Genomic DNA, 20,785 nt, shown 5'->3' on the forward strand with positions numbered 1-20,785 from the left:
CATTGAATATTGCACATTGAGCATTCCGTGCCGTGCGGTTACTTACTCTACATTGATTCGGATACCTTCACTATGCGAACTAAATTCCGGGGCATACATGCATTGAATAGTAGTAATGCCGTTACTGAAATTACCTGCATGTGTGATAAACAAAGGATATTCGAAAACATAAGTTCCTTTGCTCAGGTTACTGAAAAAGAAATTGGTGCTGGCGTCTTTGGTAGTTTCATAATAACCTAAACCGCCCTGCCATTTATAGCTGCTCAATACATTTACCGGTTCCATAGCAGATGCCCGCATGTCTTTCATATGAACATATTCCATTTCCCTGTCAACCCGCAGTTCTATCCGCACTTTTATCTTATCACCTACTTTTAAAATGTCGCCATCATTTACTGGCGTCAACACAGGACCACGATCAGTGTTCTTTTCTGCAAACAATTTCTTCACCAGTTGAAGTGGAGTTGAGGCAGTCGTGATCTTATCCAGGTCTTCAAAATATTGCCAGTAAACAGCACCGAATGTGGCCCCCTCTAAATCTCCCCCCACGGGTGAGACTTGGGAAGAACCTACTGTTACGGAAATGTTTCCCATGGTTGGTTTTATGTCTTTACCATCTATTGTTTTTTTGAAATAACCCGTGCCTGCTTCTGCAGGTTCAGTTCCTTCCCGATTATTCGGGATTAGTAGGAGGTCGCCGAGTTTAATTTGAACCGATGGCTCATTTGTTAACCATTGGGTGCCCTGCAGCAGCAAAGCATAGCAGGCTTCAGCTGTTGCTTTGGTTGACTCCCAGCGATTGGTCTGCTTGTTTTTCAATAACCATGTTTTTAGATCGCTTACTGTTTTCATATCCTTACCAATTTCCTGGAACGCTTCTATCAGTAATGCCTGTCCTTCGATTGGCGCTTCATGCCAGAACCAGCCGCGTCTCGCATCTTTCCAATACATGCCCAGTTCTTCATTGATAATCGCAGTTTCTTTTAACGACTTCAATATTTCTGCCGGCGTTTTTGCGTCACCTGTTCTGCCTAAAGCAAGTACGGTCATGCCCTGCATGTATTTGTTTTGTTTTGACCAGGTTAACTGGGTTCTGGTCCTGAAATAGTCATAGGCCTTTTGTGAAGCGTTCGCTATTTTATATTCAGGGAAAAAGCTTCGCATATACAGGTATTGTATAATACTGTAATCGGGTGTGTATTTTGTGAGGTCTGTTTTGTATTTGACCAGGTTGTCATAATCTTCTTTTATTTTTTTATCGAGGTAAGGGATTGCCAGCACTAAAATTTCATCCAGCTTTGGTTTTTGTCCTTCAGCATAACCATTTAATTTTTTCAGATGACCGATGCCTGTTATAATATATTGTGTCATGTAACGATCATCCGGTCCACCTTTGAACCATACGAATCCACCATTGCTGCTTTGCATTTGCTTCAGCTTGTCGTAAGAGCTATTGATTTCCTGGCTCATGCGGATCATGTCAAACAATAAAGCAATGTTCTTTTTTTGTTCTGTTTCGCTTTTTGCCTGCAATACCCAGGGAGTTTCTTCCAGCAGGATGGCCTTCAGTTCTTCATTCTTTTGCAGGTTGGAAAGCAGTGCAGCAGTATCTTTTGTTTTCCATTGCTCGAAAATTTGCCTGATGCGTGGTGACGAATTGGCGATAAATGTTGCCAGTGAATTAGCATAATAACGGTTCCAGGTTTGCTCTGCACAATCATAAGGATACTCCATCAGGTAAGGTAATGCCTGTACGGCATACCATGCCGGGTTAGAAGTGTATTCTGCGGTGAGCGAATAGTGCTGAAGAGTTTCCGAATTTGCAGCGTTTAATAATTTTTCAAAGGAAAAATTTTTTGTGCTTGTGCCTCTCATCGGCAATGGCAGTGTTTCCGTAACCAACATCCGATTCGTTAGAACAGCCATGGCATTTTCTTCACCGTCGCTAAACGCGGCCCCCTCCAAACCTCCTCCGCCATCCGGCGGAGAGGCTTTTGCAACGATCCGCCACACTAATGCTTTGTTGAATTGATAGGGAACGACTATCGGAAATTGCACGGCTTCACTTTGACTGGCGGCGACCGTAAAAAACTGTACTGGCGCCATATTGCTGAACCAGCCATTGATCGGTTGATTAGTGGTAGCGTCAATTAATTGTAGTTCTGCCTGTCCTGTCAGTTCTTTATCAGCGAGGTTGACAATCTTGACGCTGAATTCCATTTTATCGCCTTCCCGTAAAAATCTTGGTGCATTCGGTTGCACCATCAATTGCTTTTGGGTGATGATTTCTCTGCTGCTATAGCCTAATGCGCCTTCTTTTGTATGCGCCAACGCCTGGAATTTCCATTTGGTCAATGCTTCCGGCAGCGTGAAAGAAAATTCAATACCACCGGTCTCGTCTGTTTTTAAATCGGGAAAGAAGAAAGCTGTTTCATTGAAGTTTTTGCGGATTTGAATGCCGGAATTATCAGTAGACCGCTTTATCGATTGTGTAACTATGGTGGAATCAAGAGTGAGTTCAGCCCCATCATCAATTCCATTTTTGCTTGCGACTAATCCCTCTTCTTCAACTTTAGGAGCAGCTGCAACATTCATATCAGCCATTTCAATTCCCGGTGCCCTGCCTGCGAGGGCCCTCCTTTGTTTTCCATAGCCGACTACCACAACCTCACCAAAGAAAGGAGATAAAAACTGATCATATTGTTTATAGAAATATTTTGACTCAGGATAAACTCCCGGCTTAACATTCGATTCAACCTTCACAAAATTGTCTCTGCTATTCCAGAATCTGCGGGAACTATATGTTGGCCAGATAGAAGGTTCATTCCATTGATGCGGATAAAACTGGTCGAGTGATGCGTCGTACATACTGGCCAGCATTTCAGCAGCAAGCTTCTCATTTTTATAGCCAGTGATTTTTAATTTCCATTTTTCTTCGCTGCCCGGCAATGTTTTGTCCCGATAAGTAGCATACTCGATACTTAAGTCTTTATTAGTCCAGGGAATCATGATGGTTTGGTTGTATTGATAGGCCCTGTTATGTTTTACAAATAGCCAACTCACGCCATATCCACCACGGTCATCTTCGGATGCTGTGAAATCGAAAGAACGTTTTTCATTATTTAATTTCTGGAACGAATAGTTGCCGGTTCCCGGTTGCTGGTTGCCGGTTTCTTTATCCAATTGTTGCACTACAAATAAATTATCGGCCGATGTTCCCAGCTTGACCGTTGTTTTTTCTCCGGGTTCAATAGGTTTAGCGCCCTTTGACCACAAATATTGGGGTGCGCCTAATTGTTTGCTTTTTTCATCATATAGCTCAACATATTTTACATCTTTTACCTCTTCTCCATTCTTATCTTTTGTAGAAATTTCAATCACATAAAAACCTGTTGCGAACTTCCCACTCGCCACTCGCCACTCACCACTCACCTTCACTGAATCACTCTTTTCAAAAACCATCTCTCCCTTCTCCCAGGTTCTGGGGTCGTTTTCGTTATCATACTCATCATAAGGGAAGCTCTTAATATATTCTTCTTTGGTCATTACAAACTGATCAGGTCTTTCCCAATAACGGCTACGGATCAAACGGGTTTCCGTTTTTAATTTGGCAATCGTCACTTTTATATTCGCAGGTTCAAACAGTCCATTCATATTCTCCGTACGAATGGATAATGTTTTTAAGCTGTCAAGAGAAATTGTTGGGGGGATATTTGTTTTTAATAGTAGTGATTTATAACCAACAGAAATCTTTTGTTCACCGCTTCTTGTCTCTCCGTTGATGTCGGTAATATCTGCATATACCGTGTAGTCAAATACAGGCTCCAGTTTCTTTTCAATTTTCAAATCAGGTACGGCAGTAAATTCGACAATAAATTTGCCGTCTTTATCTGTTGTAGCCTCACCATGTGCAATTTCCATCGGTGCAGTAGGCGGAAACCAACCACGCCAAAATAGCCACGGATAAATAAATCGTGGCTGGCGAACTACCCGGTATTTGACCATGGCCCCATCTATATTGTTTCCTGCATAGGCTTTTGCAACACCCGTCACTTTTATTGTATCATTTACTTCATAAGCGCCTTTCAACGGTTCATAATCCACATAAAATTTGGGACGTTTGTACTCTTCCACTTTAAAGCCGGCATTGCCATTATCTTTTTTGGTGTAAATACTGAAATCACCATTCAGGCCGGTTTGGGGCAATTGAAATTTGCCCGAGAACGAACCGTATTCATTGGTTTTGACAATGATTGTATCGATATCCTGGTAGTTCGCATCACGCAAAAAGATTGTCGTTTGATATTGATCATTGACCCATGCCTTTTTCTCTGCCACCGATCTGTTTAGTACAATGCCTTTAAAATATACCGTTTGCCCCGGTCGATAAAGACTGCGATCGGTAAAAAGAAAAACAGTGCTGCTTGTTTTGGGTTCCTTAGGGATATTATCACGATAATAGTAATAGTCATACACCAGGTCATTCATAAATAGCCGGTCATTATTATGCGTAATGTCGAGCAGGTATGAATAATTGCTATAGCGTTTACCGGCTTCCTGGCTCGTTTGTTCTTTTTTGAAAAAACCATTTTCATCTGTTTTATAAAGCCTGGCTTTTTCTTTAGTGTATTTAGATTGTTTATAATCATATTTCTGTTCCCAAACCTGTACTGCGGCATTGGCCAGTGGCTGACCATTGTCACGGTTCAGCACAAAAAAATCATTACCATTGTTGATATAGCTGATGTTGGATACATAAAATAACCTGGCTCCGAGTAAAGTTTTTTTGTTATTGAATTCTTTGGCCGTGCCCGCCACCAATATATAATCCCCGGAAGGCAACGCATCAATCTTTATTTCAACGCTGTGTTGCTGCAGGTCATTGGTGGCCGGAAGTTGCTGCTGCCAGTTTCGAATGGGTTGAGCAGCCAGGATGGATGTCCAATATTTATCACCATATTGATCTTCCAATTGTTTTTTCAATGTTTCATCTGCTTTGATCAGGCGTAAAAAAAGCTGGTTGAAGTTCCTGTACACTACAAAGGCTCTGAAGGGATGGCCAGGGACATTCACCTTTTCAATATTAAATTGTAAGGACTGGCTGTTGATCTGGTTAAACAGGTTATAACAGTTGAATTTTCCGTCAGAAGAATCTTTTTGTTGTAATATTTTTTCGCAGATTTCTTTTGCTTTTACTCTTGCATAACGATGTGTTGTATCCCCGTGTGGCTTGTACTCATCGGCCTGTTGATTGTACCAGGCCGCTAATAAATACCAGGCCTGGGATGCAGCTGGAGCACTTTCATATTGATGGGCCAGGTGATTGATGGCGTTAAAATAAAGTTGCTCTTTGTCAGGATGCACCGATTTGCTTCTTACAAATTCAATACGTTTAATGTCCGCATCAATCAAAGCGTCATGTTTTGTGTCTTTGCTGTGAAAGGCGATTAACCTTTGGTAGATCAATAATGCATGGTACTGTAAGGAGAGAGAATCCTTTGTTGAAAATTTCCGGTGAATAAAATCCGTAGCGGGATCAAAAGCCGCTGCCTGATCAATTTCGAAAGCATAAGCTGGTTTTGCAATATCTCTTTCGTCGCCTTCAAAATAGCCTAATGCCCGGTGAGCCAGCAAATCAAATAGGGTAGGACGAAGATGACGAACATTTCCTTTTATAATAATGGCATCAAAAGATTCCAATTTGGTTTGTTGCAGTAGTTTTTCAGGCTTTAGCGATTGCAGGTATAATTCACCAATCTTTTTATGAAAATCATCAGCACTCCAGGTGGCAATATCTTTTTTATTAAAGTTGGTTGTCACGGTACGGTTATATAAATCCCAACGGATTTGCTGATAATAGTTCCAGTACATTTCAGCCAGGAGGCTTTTCAAAATCGCACTAACAGGTTCTTTGGATACGACAATTTCTTTTTCAATTTCTGCAATCGAAAATACTTCATTATCCTCCCGGTTCTCAGCTTGCAGCCCGATCATATACACCAGGGATTTTATCAATTGAGCATCCTGGGGCGAGCCTGCCGAAGCATCTTTTTTGGCCAGCTCATATATTTTTTTTACTTCCGCCAGCGCTGATTTGGGAAGATTTTTTTTGGAAAACTCTTCCACCTTCTTCCAGGCGACGTCGTATTTTTTTATGTTGTTTTGGCTTTCGGCATTCATGGTCAATAAACTGAGTAAGATTGAAAAAAAGCAAATCTTTTTTATAAGTTTCATATCTGGTAGTTAAAATCAATGACAAGTTAAAGAATCCTTTGCAAGGGATAAGATGCAGAAATGTTTCGAATTTCATACGTAACTGAATGGTTTATCCGGATTTGCTCAAAGCCAGGCCGGGCCAGTTTTTGGAGTGTGGTACGATAATCTTGCTATGCTCAGTGATACAGCTTTTAACTTTTTCTTCCCAAAGTCTTTTTAAACGATAGATTTTGTTTCACTTCTATACAGTGAATTCAATTTTGAATAAACAACAAAAAGCAAGTAGTATGAAAACATTTTTTACACTCTTAACTTCCTTATTCCTGAGTATCGCTGTTTTTGCTGCTGCAAGACCACAAAGCATACTCACTATCAAATCAGCGGACAATGCGGATATCAAGGTCGTACTGGACGGCAAAAGGTTTGATCCCAACGATAACTCAATGATGATACGGGGCATTGATGACGGTTATCACAGTATAAAAGTGTTCAGGCAAAGAAGAGGTGGTTTCTTCAATATGTCTGGCCGTGGTTACGAAATGGTGTATAACTCTGCCATTCATATCAAAAGAAGAACCCATCTTTTTGTGACCATCGAAAGAAATGGTCGTATCAGTATGCAGGAAAATAAACTGCGGAGGGACTGGGACAGGCAGGACCGTGATTGGGACAATGATCGTGGTTACAAAAAATACGATCGTGATGATAAGGTATACGATTATGAGAATGGAAACCATCGCGGTGGTTATGGGGACTATGACAACAACTACGGTTATGCCCGCGGTATGAACGATGGCGAATTTAGAAATGTAATTGCCGCCATCAAAAAAGAATGGCTTGAAACGAATAAAATGAAGTCTGCTTCGCAGGTAGTGAAAACAAACAACCTAACAGCAGCACAGGTGGAGCAAATGCTTTTACTGTTCAATTTTGAAAACAATAAATTGCAATTGGCCAAAGAAGCTTACGCCAATACAGTGGATAAACAAAATTATGATATGCTGATGGACGTATTCAGCTACAATAGCAGCAAAGCCGAACTGGAAAGATTTATCAGGGGTTATGACAGATATTAATGAATGAAAGACCGCAATTAAAAATGGCCTCCCAACCGGAGGCCATTTTTATTCGATATTTTTGACTTTTTACTTCTTCATCACTTCAGCCATTTTTTTACCAATATCAGCCGGGCTGTTTACTACATGGATACCGCATTCAGCCATGATTTTCATTTTAGCAGCAGCTGTATCATCGGCGCCACCTACAATAGCACCGGCGTGTCCCATGCGGCGACCGGGAGGTGCCGTTTGACCAGCAATAAATCCTACAACCGGTTTTTTATTTCCATTTTCTTTAATCCATTTTGCCGCTTCTGCTTCCATGCCACCACCAATTTCACCAATCATCACTATGGCATCTGTCTCAGGATCGTTCATAAATAGTTCAACTGCTTCTTTGGTAGGAGTACCAATGATAGGATCACCTCCAATACCGATCGCTGTTGAAATACCCAAGCCGGCTTTTGCCACCTGGTCTGCCGCTTCGTAGGTCAATGTTCCGGATTTTGAAACAATACCGATACGACCTTGTTTGAATACAAAACCAGGCATGATGCCTACTTTACATTCACCAGCGGTAATAATGCCGGGGCAGTTCGGCCCGATGAGCCGGGTCTCTTTACCCTGTAAATAGTTTTTGACTTTTACCATGTCTTGTACCGGAATACCCTCGGTGATACAAACTACTAACCTGATTCCTGCTTCAGCAGCTTCCATAATGGCATCTGCAGCAAAGGCGGGCGGAACAAAAATGATACTTACATCAGCACCTGTAGCCTTGACACAATCTGCTACGGTGTTGAATACTGGTTTGTCAAGATGTGTATTTCCTCCTTTGCCGGGGGTAACACCGCCAACTACGTTAGTTCCATATTCGATCATTTGCGTAGCGTGAAAAGTGCCTTCCGTACCGGTAAAACCCTGCACTAATATTTTCGAATTCTTATTGACGAGGATGCTCATAAGTCTAAAAATTAAAGTGGGGCAAAAGTAAGGGTTAATGATCAGATTGCGGATTGGTGACGTGTAGATTTTTGAGCTGTTTTTTTATTAGCCCTTATGCCTTACAGTGAGCAAACTAAACCTATTAAGTAAACTTCATCGGCGCCTTATTTTATCATGTCATCCATATCCCGGTTGTTGGGCATTTTACCGGTTTCTTCGAGCATACGCATCTCTTTGGCGTCCTTCAGGAATTCTGAAGCAAAGATGAATTCATTGAGGCGTTGGTTTTTGCTGAAAATAATTTCTTTGTTGGTTCCTTCCCATTCTTTATTGCCCTGGTACATGTACAAAATATAATTTCCTATTTCCATTACACTGTTCATGTCGTGGGTATTGACAACGGTAGTGATATTGTATTCCTGGGTGATCTCTTTGATGAGCTGATCAATTACCAATGAGGTTTGTGGATCGAGACCCGAGTTGGGTTCATCACAAAAAAGATATTTAGGATTCAATACTATGGCTCTCGCCAGGGCCACCCGTTTTTTCATCCCGCCACTTACTTCGGAAGGGAATTTTTTATTGGCATCCACCAAATTCACCCTGGCCAATACTTCGTTGACCCTTTTGAGTTTTGTTCTATAGTTGTCCCTGGTAAACATATCGAGCGGGAACATTACATTTTGTTCCACTGTCTGACTATCAAATAAAGCTGAGCCCTGGAACAACATGCCGATCTCTTTCCTTACCTCTGTTTTCTCTTCGTTGTTCATGGCGGTGAAATCCTTTCCGCCGTAGAGTATCTCACCGCTATCAGGCGCAAACAGTCCAACCATGCATTTCATTAAAACCGTTTTCCCGCTACCGCTTGAGCCGATGATGAGGTTACACTGCCCGGCTTTCATGGTAGCACTTACATCGTTAATAACTACTTTATCACTAAAACTCTTTCTGATATTTTTTACTTCGATCATAATAAAGCTTTGAGCTATTTGCTGTGAACTATGAGCATTTTTTACGATAAATTGGTTATATAAGTTGTCAGTCTTGTAACTCAAGGCTCATGGCTACTACTTTATAGTAGCAACGCCGACAGCACATAATCTGCAAACAACAACAGTATACAACTCACCACTACCGCTTTGGTACTGGCTCTTCCGATTTCCAGTGCGCCTCCCTCCACATAATAGCCGTAGAAAGAAGAGATACTACAAATAATGAAAGCAAAAGTGTAGGACTTGGCCAGGGCAAAAAAAACATTGTATGCAATGAAGGATTCATGTAACCCTTTGTCAAATGCTTCAGCAGGGACAATGCCCGTAAGACTACCCGCCAGCCGGCCACCCCAGATTCCCAACGCCATCGCAATACAAATTAACAAGGGAATCATCAGCAGTCCTGCCAATATCTTGGGCAGAATTAAATAGGACTTTGTATTAATACCCATTATTTCGAGAGCATCGATTTGTTCGCTTACCCGCATATTGCCCAATTCACTGGCTATCTTGCTGCCTACTACTCCGGCAAGTACAATACAAGTGAGGGTGGGAGCAAACTCCAGTATGACGGTGTCTCTTACTATCTGTGCGATGATAGTGTTGGGTAATAACGGAGATACAAGCTGGTAAGCTGTTTGTAAAGTAGATACTGCGCCTATAAAAACCGAAATAATAGTTACGATACCCAGCGAACCAATGCCAATATCATTGCATTGATGCATAAACTCCTTCCAATACATCTTCCCATTCTCGGGCCTGGTAAACATACCCTTTAGCATCAATAGGAAACGGCCTATGTCCTTTATAATTTTCATCCAAAGATTTATACTGTAAAATACGGTGAAAAGTTTAAAAGGTTTAAGAGGTTCGACAAGTTTAAAAAGTCCGGAAACCCTTAAACCTCTGGAACTTTTTAAACTTCTTAAACTTTACATATCCCTGCTTACTTTTTTAAACCGCTTCCACCAGGGAGATTTATTGACAATATCTTCGGTTGAAGAATTTTTGCATTTGATCTGTGCGTCCACCACAGCAACCAGCGCCATATTCACAATGCTTCTTACCGAACTACCCAATTGTAAAATGTGCACAGGTTTTTTTAAACCCAAAAGTACCGGACCAATGGCGTCGGCGCCGCCTAACTCTTTTAAAATATTATATGTGATGTTGCCAGCTGCAAGATTGGGGAACACCAATGTGTTTACATCTTTATCAACCAGTTCAGAAAACGGATAGTTTTCTTTCAGCATTTGTTTATTGAAGGCAACATTGGCCTGCATTTCTCCGTCCACGATCAGCGAAGGCATTTTTTCTTTCACCATTTTTCTTGCTTCAGCTACCAGCCTTGCTTCCGGTGAATTGCTGCTGCCAAAATTTGAATAGCTCAACATGGCAATTCGGGGGATAATATTAAAATGACGAACCTCTTTTGCCACCAGCAAGGTAATTTCAGCTAACTCTTCCGCCGTGGGATTAAAGTTAACTGTCGTATCAGCAAGAAACAGCGGGCCTCGTTTTGTCATCATCAGGTACATGCCCGCTATTTTATTGACATTGTCTTCGGTTCCGATAATTTGCAGGGCAGGACGAATAGTATCAGGATAGTTTTTTGTAAGTCCCGAGATCATGGCATCCGCATCTCCACATTCTACCATCATACAGCCGAAATAATTTCGGTCACGCATAACTTTTTTAGACTCATATGCATTAAAGCCCCTGCGGTTTCTTTTTGCAAAGAAGATCTCTGAGTATTGATTTCTTTTTTCTTCGGTACTGTCGCTTCGGGGGTCATATATAGGCACTCCATCCAGCTCAATAGCATTTTGTGCAGCTAAGCTTCTGATCTTTGTTTCATCACCCAATAAAATCGGGTAGGCGATACCTTCATCAAATGCAACGGCTGCCGCTTTCAAAATTTTTGCATTATCAGCTTCTGCAAATACGATTCGCTTGGGATCACGGCGGGCTTTATTACCAATAGCCCGCATTACCTGGTTATCAATACCGAGCCGGGTATCCAAATGCAAGATATAACTATCCCAATCGGTGATTGGATGCTGCGCCACTCCACTTTCCATAGCAGCTTTAGCTACAGCCGGCGAAACAGTTGACAGCAAACGCGGGTCAACGGGTTTGGGAATGATATAATTTGGCCCGAATGAAATTGTCTTCTCATTATAAGCCAGGTTCACAATATCCGGAACGGGGGTTTTAGCCAACTCGGCCAATGCCTTTACCGCGGCCATTTTCATGGCTTCATTGATTTGCGTGGCCCGGACATCGAGTGCACCACGAAAGATATAAGGAAATCCCAACACGTTATTTACCTGGTTGGGATAATCACTGCGGCCGGTTGCCATGATCACATCTTTTCTTGCTGCAGTAGCATCTTCCCAGCTGATCTCCGGATCCGGATTGGCCATTGCAAAAACAATTGGATTTTTAGCCATTACCTTGATCATGTCCTGCGAGACTACGTTGCCGGCACTTAATCCGATAAATACATCGGCGTCCTTCATCGCTTGTTCTAAGGTCATTTCATTTTTGGCATTGGCAAATTTTGCTTTCAATTCATCAAGATCGGTTCTGCCTTTATGAATGACGCCTTTGCGATCGAACATGAGAAAGTTTTCAAATTTTGCTCCCAATGCCACATATAATTGTACACAGGCCATCGCAGCCGCACCGGCGCCATTGACCACATATTTCACTTTGTCGATTTTTTTCTTTTGTATTTCCAGTGCGTTTAACAATGCTGCAGCACTGATGATGGCGGTACCGTGCTGGTCGTCGTGCATCACAGGAATGCTCATAGTCTCCTTCAGCTTCTTTTCTATGTAGAAGCATTCAGGAGCTTTTATATCTTCCAGGTTGATGCCACCGAATGTAGGTTCCAACGCCTTTACGATCTGTACAAATTTCTCGGGATCTTTTTCATTGATCTCGATATCAAATACGTCGATGTCTGCAAATATTTTAAACAACACACCTTTTCCTTCCATCACGGGTTTACCTGCCTCTGGTCCAATATCACCGAGACCCAATACAGCTGTTCCGTTGCTGATAACGGCTACCAGGTTTCCTTTTGCTGTATACTTGTATACGTTTTCTTTATTTGCAGCTATTTCTTTGCAAGGTTCGGCAACACCGGGAGAATAAGCGAGGGAAAGATCCCTTTGAGTTTTTGCATCTTTAGTGGGGACAACTTCAATCTTCCCCGGTCTTCCTTTTGAGTGATATTCTAATGCCTGTTGGCGACGCAATTCGGTTTTGTTCATACTTGTTTATTGGTGATTTAAATTCCTAAAGCACAACTCATTGATAATGGGGCTGCAAGGTACAAAATTAAACTTCGATCCACCTTATCGGTGCCGGCCATTTTAAATTATTGCAAATCAATTATTTATATTGATTGCCAAACTAGGTGATAGAAAAAGTTGGATGAACGGTATCAAAAATATTTGGCAATATGGAAAAGTGGCCTACATTTGTACTGTACTACTACAATAGTACACTAAAACGATAAGAAATGATAGATATCCAAAACCTTCACTTCGCTTATAAAAAGAAAAAGGTCTTCACTGGCCTCAACCTTTCGCTGCAAGCCGGCCATATCTATGGTCTGTTGGGAAAAAATGGTACGGGTAAATCAACCTTGCTTCGAAATATTGCCGGCCTCTTATTTCCGGACCAGGGAACGGTTAAGGTTTTAAACCATACGCCGGGGTTGCGTCAGCCCGATTTTCTGCAGGAGCTTTTTATGGTACCCGAAGAGTTTTACCTGCCAAACGTTACCATCAAAAAGTTTGTTGATTGCAATGCGCCATTTTATCCGCGTTTCAATCAGCAGCAATTCAACAATTACCTGAAGGAATTTGAAATACCCGTCGACAACAAGCTGCAACAGATGAGTTATGGTCAAAAGAAAAAAGCGCTGATCAGTTTTGGTCTTGCCTGTAATACTTCTTTGTTGTTAATGGATGAGCCCACCAATGGACTTGACATCATGAGTAAAAGCCAGTTTCGGAAAGTAATTGCGGGAGCGATTGATGATAGTAAATGTATCATCATTTGTACTCACCAGGTAAAAGACATGGAGAGCCTGATAGATCGGATAACGATCATTGATGAAGGAAAAATTCTTTTTGACCAAACTGTTGATCAGATAACATCCAGGCTAAGCTTTAAAATATCATTTGACAGTGCGGAAGTAAAAGAGGCTTTATACCGTGAAGAATCTTTAAAGGGCAGTGCAATCATTACTGCTAACAATGATGATGAAGAGGGGAAACTCGACCTGGAAATGTTGTACAAAGCAATCGTCACAAACGGTGAAGCGATCCGTTCGACGTTCAAATAAGCAATCATTAACCATTAACCTTATCCAACTTCTTTAATTTAATTTATTATGACAGCCAATTTTAGTTTATCCCAATGCCTGCCGGTTATTAAAAAAAGCTGGGATGAAAATGCAAAATTATACTCATTGCTTTTTTTAGTCCTGTTGTTGCTGGCTGTTTTCACGTTTTGGAAACCCCGGGATGAAGGGTATTATACCAGCAAACAGTTTGAAGCAAGCGAAGCGGCTGGTGATGTAAGCCGTAGTCAGCCTGACAGCGAGTCGCAATACAGGAGTATTGTTACTAATGGTGACGCTATCCGTTCTGTATTTCAATAACCACACTGCATAAACTTTTTTATCACATGACAACTACATTTAGTTTTTCACGCCTCTTGCAGCTGATCCGCAAGCAATGGGTTGAAAACTCCCGGCTTTACATCTATTCCATATTAGCTCTATTGGGACTGTTGGGATTGATCATCGTTTTTTGGGTTATCTCATCCGGGCCTCACTACAGCGAAGATTCGCTTTATATCATTTATCTTTTTGGGTTATACATAGCAGGCGCAGTCTTCGCCAGTATGTCCTTTTCCATGCTTGGTAATAAGGAGCGGGGTACCTATTGGTTAGCTTTCCCTGCCAGTCACCTGGAGAAGTTGTTGTGTATGATCTTTTATAATGTAATTGCTTTTTCCATAGTGTACACCTTATGTTTTTTCCTGGTTAAATCAGTGGGTGTAAGTTATATCAATGCTATTGTTGCTGATAATCCCGGTGTATATACTTTCCGCAGATCGTTTTGGAACAGCGACCGCACGTTTTTGAATGTGATGCCATATTTTCTTTATGGATTTTTTGCGGTACAATCTTTCTACCTGATGGGTTCCAGCTTTTTTGCGAGATACTCTTTTGTAATCACTACCATCGTTGGATCGGTTTTAATCTTTTTCTTTATCTGGTTCACCATGGAGTTGTTGCAGGATTCTTTCCATGGCTATTCATTCAATGGTGATCATATGCGAAAGTACGAGGAAGGTTCTGTTACCTACAAACTATTCGGGCTGTCACCTTTTGCAACCGGCTTGCTTGGATTCGCCGTAAAATTTGTTTGGGCACCGGTGTTTTGGCTTGTAACATGGTTCCGGTTAAAAGAAAAACAATTATAAAAAAAAAGTGGTTGTGTCGTTTCTCTAAATTATTGAACAGAAAAAAATGCTTTATGCAATTTAATAATAGTGGCCAGGCAATATATCTGCAGATAGCTGACTATGTGTGTGAGAAGGTGTTGCTGAAAGAGTGGTTGGCAGAAGATAAAATTCCCAGTGTAAGGGAATTGGCAGTGCAATTGGAGGTAAATCCCAATACCGTGGCCCGCACCTACGAATTTTTAAAACAACAGGATATCATTTACGATAAACGTGGTATTGGGTATTTCATTTCTGCAAATGGTCCAAAAAACGCCATGGATTATCGCAAACATGAATTTACTGAAAAAGAAATGCCGGCCGTGTTCCGCATTATGCACATGCTGGGTATTGAAATGGACGATCTTAAAACAAGGTTTGAAAAATTCAAAAAAAATTACGCCGCCTGATAAAATCAACTAACATGAAGACAAGCAGTAAAATATTGACAGGTTTCTTTATCATCGTATTCCTTGTGCCCCTCGCCATGTTCATGTCATTCAAGAGCAAGATCAAAAAGGGACAATATACGTTGGTAAGAAATGATTCGTTCGAAAGTATTAACTCACGTAAAGGTGACCTGGCATCGTTCAAGGTGATAAAGCTGGTGGGTGCAAATGATAATAACCTGAAAGTGAATTTAAGTGTAGCCAATACCGCCCATTATAAATATTCAGTGGAAGACAGCGACAGTGTGAAAATTTATTATTCGGCTGATACTGTCTTCATTCAATCAGTGAGCCGGGCAAAGAAAAACCAGGATGATTATTTTCATAATGACTTATATATCGATTTGTCATTGCCATCATTGGAGAATATCATTGTTGAGAACGCCGATGCATTTATTAATTCCTCCGACTCTTCGGTAATTCAAACTGTAGGTGTTGAGTTAAAAGAAAAAGGTTTGTTGAGGATTGGGCGGTCAGAGGAAAACTATCCGAATAATCCAAAGTCGGCTATAAAAATTGACCAGCTAACAGTTAAAACGGGTCGATCAAAGTTATTTATTGGCAAGAATGTAAGCATAACGAAATTGAAGTTACAAGCAGACGGGCCATCTGATATCACGATCAGCGATGGTGCTGCTGTTAGTGAAGTTGCGGGTTCTCTTTCTGACAGCTCATCTGTAAAAGCCAACTGGAAATACCTAAAACAATTAACAGGGCTTAACCAGCCATAGTTTACAGACTTAAAAACTTAACCATTAAAGTTTATCATATGAGTTCCGCCGTTATTCAAACGACCGGCCTGACCTACTCATTCAGGAACGGTAATAAAACCCTCGATAATATCAATCTCCAGGTACCGCAGGGGAGTGTCTATGGATTTCTTGGTCCTAACGGTGCAGGTAAAACAACCACGCTGCGTTTGCTACTGGGGCTTTTAAAAAATCAGCAGGGTAAGCTGGAGATCTTTGGAAAGGAGTTCGCTTCTCACCGGATCGAAATTTTGAAAAGACTTGGTTCATTGATCGAGCAACCATCGCTGTACCTGCACCTGACAGCTAAAGAAAATTTGGAGATATATCGCATGGTGTATAATGTCAGCAAAACCCGAATTGATGAAGTATTGAAAATTGTTGGGCTCGATCACACCGGTAAAAAGAAAACAAAGCAATTTTCATTGGGCATGAAGCAACGTTTGTCAATCGCCATTGCATTGCTCCATCAGCCCGAGTTATTGATACTGGATGAGCCAACAAACGGGTTGGATCCAAATGGCATCATTGAAACAAGAGAGCTGATCAAAAAACTGAATAAAGAACATGGCACCACGGTCATCGTTTCCAGTCATATCCTGAACGAAGTAGAAAGAATGGCGAGTCATGTTGGGATCATTCATAAAGGTAAAATGCTTTTCCAGGGGCCCTTGACAGAATTGCAACAAATGAAAACAAGACAAACTTCGCTGGAAGTTGAAACGAATAACAACGAAGCGGCGGTCCGGTTGCTTGAATCATTTACGATAACGAGTGTAAATGGCAAGCTGGTTTTACCGTTTGAAAACAAAGAGCAAACTGCCGTCATTAATAAACTGCTGGTACAGGGCGGACTTGATGTTTATGCACTGCACCCACAACAAAACGACCTTGAACAATTATTTCTTGACATTACATCTACCAACTCATGAGTCTACTAATATCAACAAAAGCGGAATTAATAAAAACAAAGCGCAGTGCTTCGTTTTGGTTAAGCGTTACAGGAGCCGCGGTTATCCCTTTAATATTTTTCCTGGCCTATGTTATAAAGCCGGAGAAAAGTTACGCACAAGGCTGGGACAGACACCTCATCCAGGGATGGCAGGCCTTCAATGCATTCTTATTGCCCATGTTTGTTATACTCATATGCAGTCTTCTCCCGCAAATCGAATATAAAAACAATACCTGGAAACAAGTATTTGCTTCGCCACAATCAATAGGAGGCATTTTCTTTTCGAAGTGGCTCACTATATTGATTATGATCTTGTTCCTTTTCCTGCTCTTCAATATTTTTCTACTATTATCCGGCGTTGTTCCCAACTTATTTTTCAGCAAGTTTAATTTCCTAAGTACGACAATTGATTGGGTTGAATTGGCCCGGCTTAATTTTAAAACATTCGTGTCCTTACTGGGAATTATTTCGATACAATATTGGGTGAGTTTACGTTTTCGAAATTTCATTGTTCCCATTGGTATCGGACTCGGATTACTGGTTACTGCTCTGATCATTTATCAGTTCAGATGGGAACATGTTTACAAAGTGCCTTACGCACTGCCCGTACTTACTATGGAAGGAGTTCGGGATACCGGCGGGCCTCTGTTGCAAAATCACGAACTGAATTCGGTAGGTTATTTTATCTTCTTTACCCTCCTTGCATTTTTGGATATGCGATTCAGGAAGGAGCGGGGTTAAATACATTTGGCAATATCAAAAAAAGAATAGTATGCTTTCTTATCTGCTTGAGCAAACGGTGACTTTTTTTGAAAGCGTTGCCCGGCTTTTATTTCATCTGTGTGATCTGTTAACTATCATTACAGGCAAAGTTCCGGGCAATTATTCCCTCGTTGTTTTAATTATCATCCTTTTAATTGCCAAAAAAAGGCGTCGTCTTTATGAAGGCTAAACGGGAGAACATTGTTCCGGGTGCAGCAACAATGTTGTAGTCGCGCCAAAATATTATTCCGCCGAAGCGCCCAGCCAGGCCATCATTCCCATGCCCGTTTCAATGGCTGATTCATCAATGTTGAATGTAGGGGTATGTACGCCTGATACAATTCCTTTTTCGGTATTCATCACACCAAGCCGGTAAAAACAACCAGGTATTTGTTGCGTGTAATAACCAAAATCTTCAGCTCCCATCCTGGCCTCTGTTTCTTCCACATTTGCTTTGCCGATATAGTCCTCTGCTTTTTTTCTTGTCACTTCATTTAATGCTTCATTGTTATATACAGACGGGTAACCGACATCGATCAGCAAATCAATTTCGGCTCCCATGCTATGCACTAAATCAGTCGCCATTTTTTTGATCAGGTCATGAGCTTTAAACCGCCAAACCTCGTCCATAGCCCGGAACGTGCCTTTTAGTTTCACTTCATTGGGGATTACATTGGTGGTTGAACCGCCCTGCACAGAAGTAATAGAAAGTACAGTTGGGTTATGCGGATTATTATTACGGCTTACGATCTGTTGCAGGCTGATGATAAGGTGCGAGGCAATTAAAATAGGATCAATGCAAAAATGTGGCGAGGCGGCGTGACCACCTTTTCCTTTGATGGTGATATATAATTCATCAGCGCTGGCCATTACTTTACCGCCTCTGAAACTCATTTTACCGACTGCAAGTCCGGGATGAACATGCAAGCCAAAAATGGAAGAGGGCCTTGGATTTTCTAATACACCTTCTTTGATCAGGAGACTGGCGCCACCCGGATTTTTCTCTTCACCGGGTTGGAAAATCAATTTTACCGTTCCTTCCCATTTATCTTTTGTTTCGTTTAAAATTTTTGCAGCACCCAGCAGGCAGGTCGTGTGTACGTCATGCCCGCAGGCATGCATCACTCCTTCATTTTTTGATTTATAGGAAATGTTATTCTCTTCTTTGATGGGTAATGCATCCATATCGGCACGGAGAGCAGTAATGCGCTTTTCCGAATTTTGACCTTTTATCAATCCAACCACACCAGTAGTAGCTTTTATTTCAAAAGGAATACCCAATTCGTCCAGTTTTTTCTGCACAAACTTTGATGTCTCAAACTCCTGGTAACTCAGTTCCGGATGTGCATGCAGGTGATGACGCACTTCAATAAACTCAGGGGCATACTGTTTCGCTAACGACTTGATCTTTTCTATCATAACGCAAAAATAGCGTTTCGCAGAAAAGATAAATTTTGAATGAAGAATGTTTTGTAAAATGCGAACAAACAGTCGGGGAAAACTTATAGTTGCTCTTCGCGGTTTTTTTCAGGTTTCAGTTCTACTACGTCATTCATGATATAAACGCCTTTGCTGAAATAAACATTCAGACGTTTCTGGTATTCTTCTGCTTCTTTTCTTTCTTTGAAATCACCGGCTTTTACTTTGTAATAAGGTGACTGGTGCCAGAGATAAGCCTTTAATTCAGGGAAATAAGTATAAACGGTGGTTTTAGCGGCAATCGCTTCATCACGGTTGCTGGTGCTAATGATCATTAGGCGATAACCTTTTACAGTGCGGCGTGATTCACGGGTGGTTTCTTCGTTGATCTGTGCTTGTTTGTTAATCAACAGATCAATACGGGGGTCCTTATGTATCACCACCTTGTTAGTATCATTGGTGCTTTGTTCATTTTGGGCAAACAAGTTCAACGAAAGAAACAAGCTACAGAGAAATAAAAGTTTTTTCATGAAATATCGTATTCAAATTTCTTACCAAAAAAAATTTAATAAGTTTAAGAGGTTTAAAAAGTTCAATAAGTTACTACAACCTCTTAACCCTTTAAACTCCCTGAACTTTTGGAACCTAATACCCGCCGCCGGCTCCCGCAATATTTTCCACCGGGTGCCAGGTAGTTTTTATCTCCTGTGTATCCATGATAAAATACGGCGATTGTCCTTCATCACTCATCCAGTTTACTTTATCATAAAAAACAATACGCTTTACATTCAATGCCGATTTTTCACGCATCATTTTCTGTATGGTAGAATCTTTTTCGCAGTAAATGGTTGCATTTACGTCCATATGATCGGCAAACCAACTTGCCAGTTCACTCACCTTACCGGTCAGGATATTAACTACTCCACCCGGAAGATCAGAGGAGTTTAAAACTTCTGAAAAAGTAACTGCGCAAAGTGGTTTTGATTCCGAGGCAAGTACAACACAGGTATTACCACCTGCAATGACGGGAGCTATTACCGATACGAGTCCCAGCAACGAATCTGTTTGTGGTGCAATGATGGAAACAACACCGGTAGGTTCGGGAACCGAAAAATTGAAATGCGATGAGGCCACCGGGTTGACGGCACTAAACACCTGCTGAAATTTATCACACCAGCCGGCATACCAGATTAGTCTGTCGATAGCGAAGTTCACCTCTTTTTCTGCTTTGGCCCGGGTGCTATCCTGCAATATCAACTCTTCGATAAACTGTGCTTTTCTTCCTTCCAGCATTTCAGCCATCCGGTAAAGTATCTGTCCGCGATTGAAAGCTGCACGTCCACTCCATCCGCTAACAGCTCCTCTTGCAGCTACGACGGCGTTACGAAAATCTTTTCTCGAGCTCAGGCATACATTAGCCAATTTTTTTCCCGCGGCATTCATTGGAATATAATAACGACCCGATTCAGTGCGGGGGAATTGCCCGCCGATATAAATTTTATAGGTTTTTAAAACTTCCAATCTTTTTGACGAAGCCGTTTTTTCTAAACCATTTTCACTGATGGTGAGTGAAGATTTTTTTATTAGTGCTTTGCTCATAATTATTTTTTTAGCCACAGATTAACACTGATGGACACTGATTAAACTTATAAAACATAGGCCTGTAAATAATTTATCAGGCTCTGCGACCTAAGTTCTCCGCCGCGGCGGA

Annotated in this window: 17 protein-coding genes; 9 read left to right on the forward strand and 8 right to left on the reverse strand. The window is 41.4% G+C overall.

The genetic code is table 11. From position 1 onward, the window contains the following. Positions 1 to 42 precede the first annotated feature (42 nt). The gene (locus tag ACFEL9_RS05150) at positions 43 to 6,234 is read right to left on the reverse strand and encodes an alpha-2-macroglobulin family protein (RefSeq protein ID WP_385886734.1); all 6,192 of its coding nucleotides are present in this window, start codon (positions 6,232 to 6,234) and stop codon (positions 43 to 45) included. A gap of 269 nt (positions 6,235 to 6,503) precedes the next feature. Here ACFEL9_RS05150 and ACFEL9_RS05155 point away from each other — a divergent pair, with 269 nt between their 5' ends. Continuing rightward, complete coding sequence (locus tag ACFEL9_RS05155; RefSeq protein WP_385886736.1) at positions 6,504 to 7,292, forward strand: proline and serine-rich protein 1 family protein; 789 nt, start codon at positions 6,504 to 6,506, stop codon at positions 7,290 to 7,292. A 69-nt stretch (positions 7,293 to 7,361) separates the two neighbouring features. Here the strand turns inward: ACFEL9_RS05155 and sucD are convergent, their stop codons facing one another. The 4 genes from sucD to ACFEL9_RS05175 all read right to left on the reverse strand — a co-directional run bounded on the left by sucD (position 7,362) and on the right by ACFEL9_RS05175 (position 12,495). Continuing rightward, complete coding sequence (sucD, locus tag ACFEL9_RS05160) at positions 7,362 to 8,237, reverse strand: succinate--CoA ligase subunit alpha (RefSeq protein WP_385886738.1); 876 nt, start codon at positions 8,235 to 8,237, stop codon at positions 7,362 to 7,364. Between the two features lie 146 nt (positions 8,238 to 8,383). Then, the gene (locus tag ACFEL9_RS05165; protein ID WP_385886740.1) at positions 8,384 to 9,193 is read right to left on the reverse strand and encodes an ABC transporter ATP-binding protein; all 810 of its coding nucleotides are present in this window, start codon (positions 9,191 to 9,193) and stop codon (positions 8,384 to 8,386) included. A 101-nt stretch (positions 9,194 to 9,294) separates the two neighbouring features. Next, entirely contained in the window at positions 9,295 to 10,032 is a 738-nt protein-coding gene (locus tag ACFEL9_RS05170) for an MlaE family ABC transporter permease (RefSeq protein ID WP_385886742.1), read from the reverse strand. A gap of 114 nt (positions 10,033 to 10,146) precedes the next feature. After that, positions 10,147 to 12,495 carry an NADP-dependent malic enzyme gene (locus ACFEL9_RS05175; RefSeq protein ID WP_385886744.1) on the reverse strand — a complete coding sequence of 783 codons (2,349 nt, stop codon included), beginning with the start codon at positions 12,493 to 12,495 and terminating at the stop codon, positions 10,147 to 10,149. Between the two features lie 251 nt (positions 12,496 to 12,746). Between ACFEL9_RS05175 and ACFEL9_RS05180 the strand changes: the two genes are divergently transcribed. From ACFEL9_RS05180 to ACFEL9_RS05215, 8 genes are read left to right on the forward strand one after another with little or no spacing between them, the layout of a single operon-like run. Beyond that, a complete protein-coding gene (locus ACFEL9_RS05180; protein ID WP_385886745.1) occupies positions 12,747 to 13,577 on the forward strand; it encodes an ABC transporter ATP-binding protein in 831 nt (276 codons plus the stop codon). A 48-nt stretch (positions 13,578 to 13,625) separates the two neighbouring features. Next, positions 13,626 to 13,895, forward strand: a complete 270-nt coding sequence (locus ACFEL9_RS05185; RefSeq protein ID WP_385886747.1) for a hypothetical protein — start codon at positions 13,626 to 13,628, stop codon at positions 13,893 to 13,895. 26 nt (positions 13,896 to 13,921) lie between these two features. Then, entirely contained in the window at positions 13,922 to 14,725 is an 804-nt protein-coding gene (locus ACFEL9_RS05190) for a hypothetical protein (RefSeq protein WP_385886749.1), read from the forward strand. Positions 14,726 to 14,778: 53 nt separating this feature from the next. Then, positions 14,779 to 15,153, forward strand: coding sequence for a GntR family transcriptional regulator (locus ACFEL9_RS05195; RefSeq protein WP_385886751.1), 375 nt, complete (start codon positions 14,779 to 14,781; stop codon positions 15,151 to 15,153). 14 nt (positions 15,154 to 15,167) lie between these two features. Further along, positions 15,168 to 15,923 (forward strand): hypothetical protein, encoded by a 756-nt coding sequence (locus ACFEL9_RS05200; RefSeq protein ID WP_385886753.1) that lies wholly within the window; start codon positions 15,168 to 15,170, stop codon positions 15,921 to 15,923. A 38-nt stretch (positions 15,924 to 15,961) separates the two neighbouring features. Continuing rightward, a complete protein-coding gene (locus ACFEL9_RS05205; protein ID WP_385886755.1) occupies positions 15,962 to 16,873 on the forward strand; it encodes an ABC transporter ATP-binding protein in 912 nt (303 codons plus the stop codon). Further along, a complete protein-coding gene (locus ACFEL9_RS05210) occupies positions 16,870 to 17,634 on the forward strand; it encodes an ABC transporter permease (protein ID WP_385886756.1) in 765 nt (254 codons plus the stop codon). The genes ACFEL9_RS05205 and ACFEL9_RS05210 overlap by 4 nt, the downstream gene beginning before the upstream one ends. Before the next feature lie 31 nt (positions 17,635 to 17,665). Next, on the forward strand, positions 17,666 to 17,845 hold the full coding sequence (locus tag ACFEL9_RS05215; RefSeq protein ID WP_385886758.1) for a hypothetical protein: 180 nt from the start codon (positions 17,666 to 17,668) through the stop codon (positions 17,843 to 17,845). A 53-nt stretch (positions 17,846 to 17,898) separates the two neighbouring features. On the opposite strand, the gene ACFEL9_RS05220 is transcribed toward ACFEL9_RS05215, so the two are convergent. The 3 genes from ACFEL9_RS05220 to ACFEL9_RS05230 form a co-directional block, all read right to left on the reverse strand. Then, positions 17,899 to 19,074: a M20 metallopeptidase family protein gene (locus tag ACFEL9_RS05220; protein WP_385886760.1), complete on the reverse strand. Its 1,176-nt coding sequence runs from the start codon at positions 19,072 to 19,074 to the stop codon at positions 17,899 to 17,901. A gap of 83 nt (positions 19,075 to 19,157) precedes the next feature. After that, the gene (locus tag ACFEL9_RS05225) at positions 19,158 to 19,604 is read right to left on the reverse strand and encodes an SPOR domain-containing protein (protein WP_385886761.1); all 447 of its coding nucleotides are present in this window, start codon (positions 19,602 to 19,604) and stop codon (positions 19,158 to 19,160) included. A 115-nt stretch (positions 19,605 to 19,719) separates the two neighbouring features. Beyond that, positions 19,720 to 20,673, reverse strand: a complete 954-nt coding sequence (locus ACFEL9_RS05230; protein WP_385886763.1) for an aldehyde dehydrogenase family protein — start codon at positions 20,671 to 20,673, stop codon at positions 19,720 to 19,722. Positions 20,674 to 20,785: the final 112 nt, after the last annotated feature.

This window comes from Terrimonas alba (assembly GCF_042434975.1).
GTDB classification, from domain to species: domain Bacteria; phylum Bacteroidota; class Bacteroidia; order Chitinophagales; family Chitinophagaceae; genus Terrimonas_B; species Terrimonas_B alba.

What these genes read in the sequence shown, in the direction of transcription:
- ACFEL9_RS05165 (WP_385886740.1), bottom strand. Translation starts at nt 9,193, where the DNA reads ATGATCGAAGTAAAAAATATCAGAAAGAGTTTTAGTGATAAAGTAGTT.
- ACFEL9_RS05190 (WP_385886749.1), top strand. Translation starts at nt 13,922, where the DNA reads ATGACAACTACATTTAGTTTTTCACGCCTCTTGCAGCTGATCCGCAAG.
- ACFEL9_RS05205 (WP_385886755.1), top strand. Translation starts at nt 15,962, where the DNA reads ATGAGTTCCGCCGTTATTCAAACGACCGGCCTGACCTACTCATTCAGG.
- ACFEL9_RS05225 (WP_385886761.1), bottom strand. Translation starts at nt 19,604, where the DNA reads ATGAAAAAACTTTTATTTCTCTGTAGCTTGTTTCTTTCGTTGAACTTG.
- ACFEL9_RS05230 (WP_385886763.1), bottom strand. Translation starts at nt 20,673, where the DNA reads ATGAGCAAAGCACTAATAAAAAAATCTTCACTCACCATCAGTGAAAAT.
- ACFEL9_RS05180 (WP_385886745.1), top strand. Translation starts at nt 12,747, where the DNA reads ATGATAGATATCCAAAACCTTCACTTCGCTTATAAAAAGAAAAAGGTC.
- ACFEL9_RS05155 (WP_385886736.1), top strand. Translation starts at nt 6,504, where the DNA reads ATGAAAACATTTTTTACACTCTTAACTTCCTTATTCCTGAGTATCGCT.
- ACFEL9_RS05210 (WP_385886756.1), top strand. Translation starts at nt 16,870, where the DNA reads ATGAGTCTACTAATATCAACAAAAGCGGAATTAATAAAAACAAAGCGC.
- ACFEL9_RS05175 (WP_385886744.1), bottom strand. Translation starts at nt 12,495, where the DNA reads ATGAACAAAACCGAATTGCGTCGCCAACAGGCATTAGAATATCACTCA.
- ACFEL9_RS05220 (WP_385886760.1), bottom strand. Translation starts at nt 19,074, where the DNA reads ATGATAGAAAAGATCAAGTCGTTAGCGAAACAGTATGCCCCTGAGTTT.
- ACFEL9_RS05185 (WP_385886747.1), top strand. Translation starts at nt 13,626, where the DNA reads ATGACAGCCAATTTTAGTTTATCCCAATGCCTGCCGGTTATTAAAAAA.
- ACFEL9_RS05150 (WP_385886734.1), bottom strand. Translation starts at nt 6,234, where the DNA reads ATGAAACTTATAAAAAAGATTTGCTTTTTTTCAATCTTACTCAGTTTA.
- ACFEL9_RS05215 (WP_385886758.1), top strand. Translation starts at nt 17,666, where the DNA reads ATGCTTTCTTATCTGCTTGAGCAAACGGTGACTTTTTTTGAAAGCGTT.
- ACFEL9_RS05195 (WP_385886751.1), top strand. Translation starts at nt 14,779, where the DNA reads ATGCAATTTAATAATAGTGGCCAGGCAATATATCTGCAGATAGCTGAC.
- sucD (WP_385886738.1), bottom strand. Translation starts at nt 8,237, where the DNA reads ATGAGCATCCTCGTCAATAAGAATTCGAAAATATTAGTGCAGGGTTTT.
- ACFEL9_RS05200 (WP_385886753.1), top strand. Translation starts at nt 15,168, where the DNA reads ATGAAGACAAGCAGTAAAATATTGACAGGTTTCTTTATCATCGTATTC.
- ACFEL9_RS05170 (WP_385886742.1), bottom strand. Translation starts at nt 10,032, where the DNA reads ATGAAAATTATAAAGGACATAGGCCGTTTCCTATTGATGCTAAAGGGT.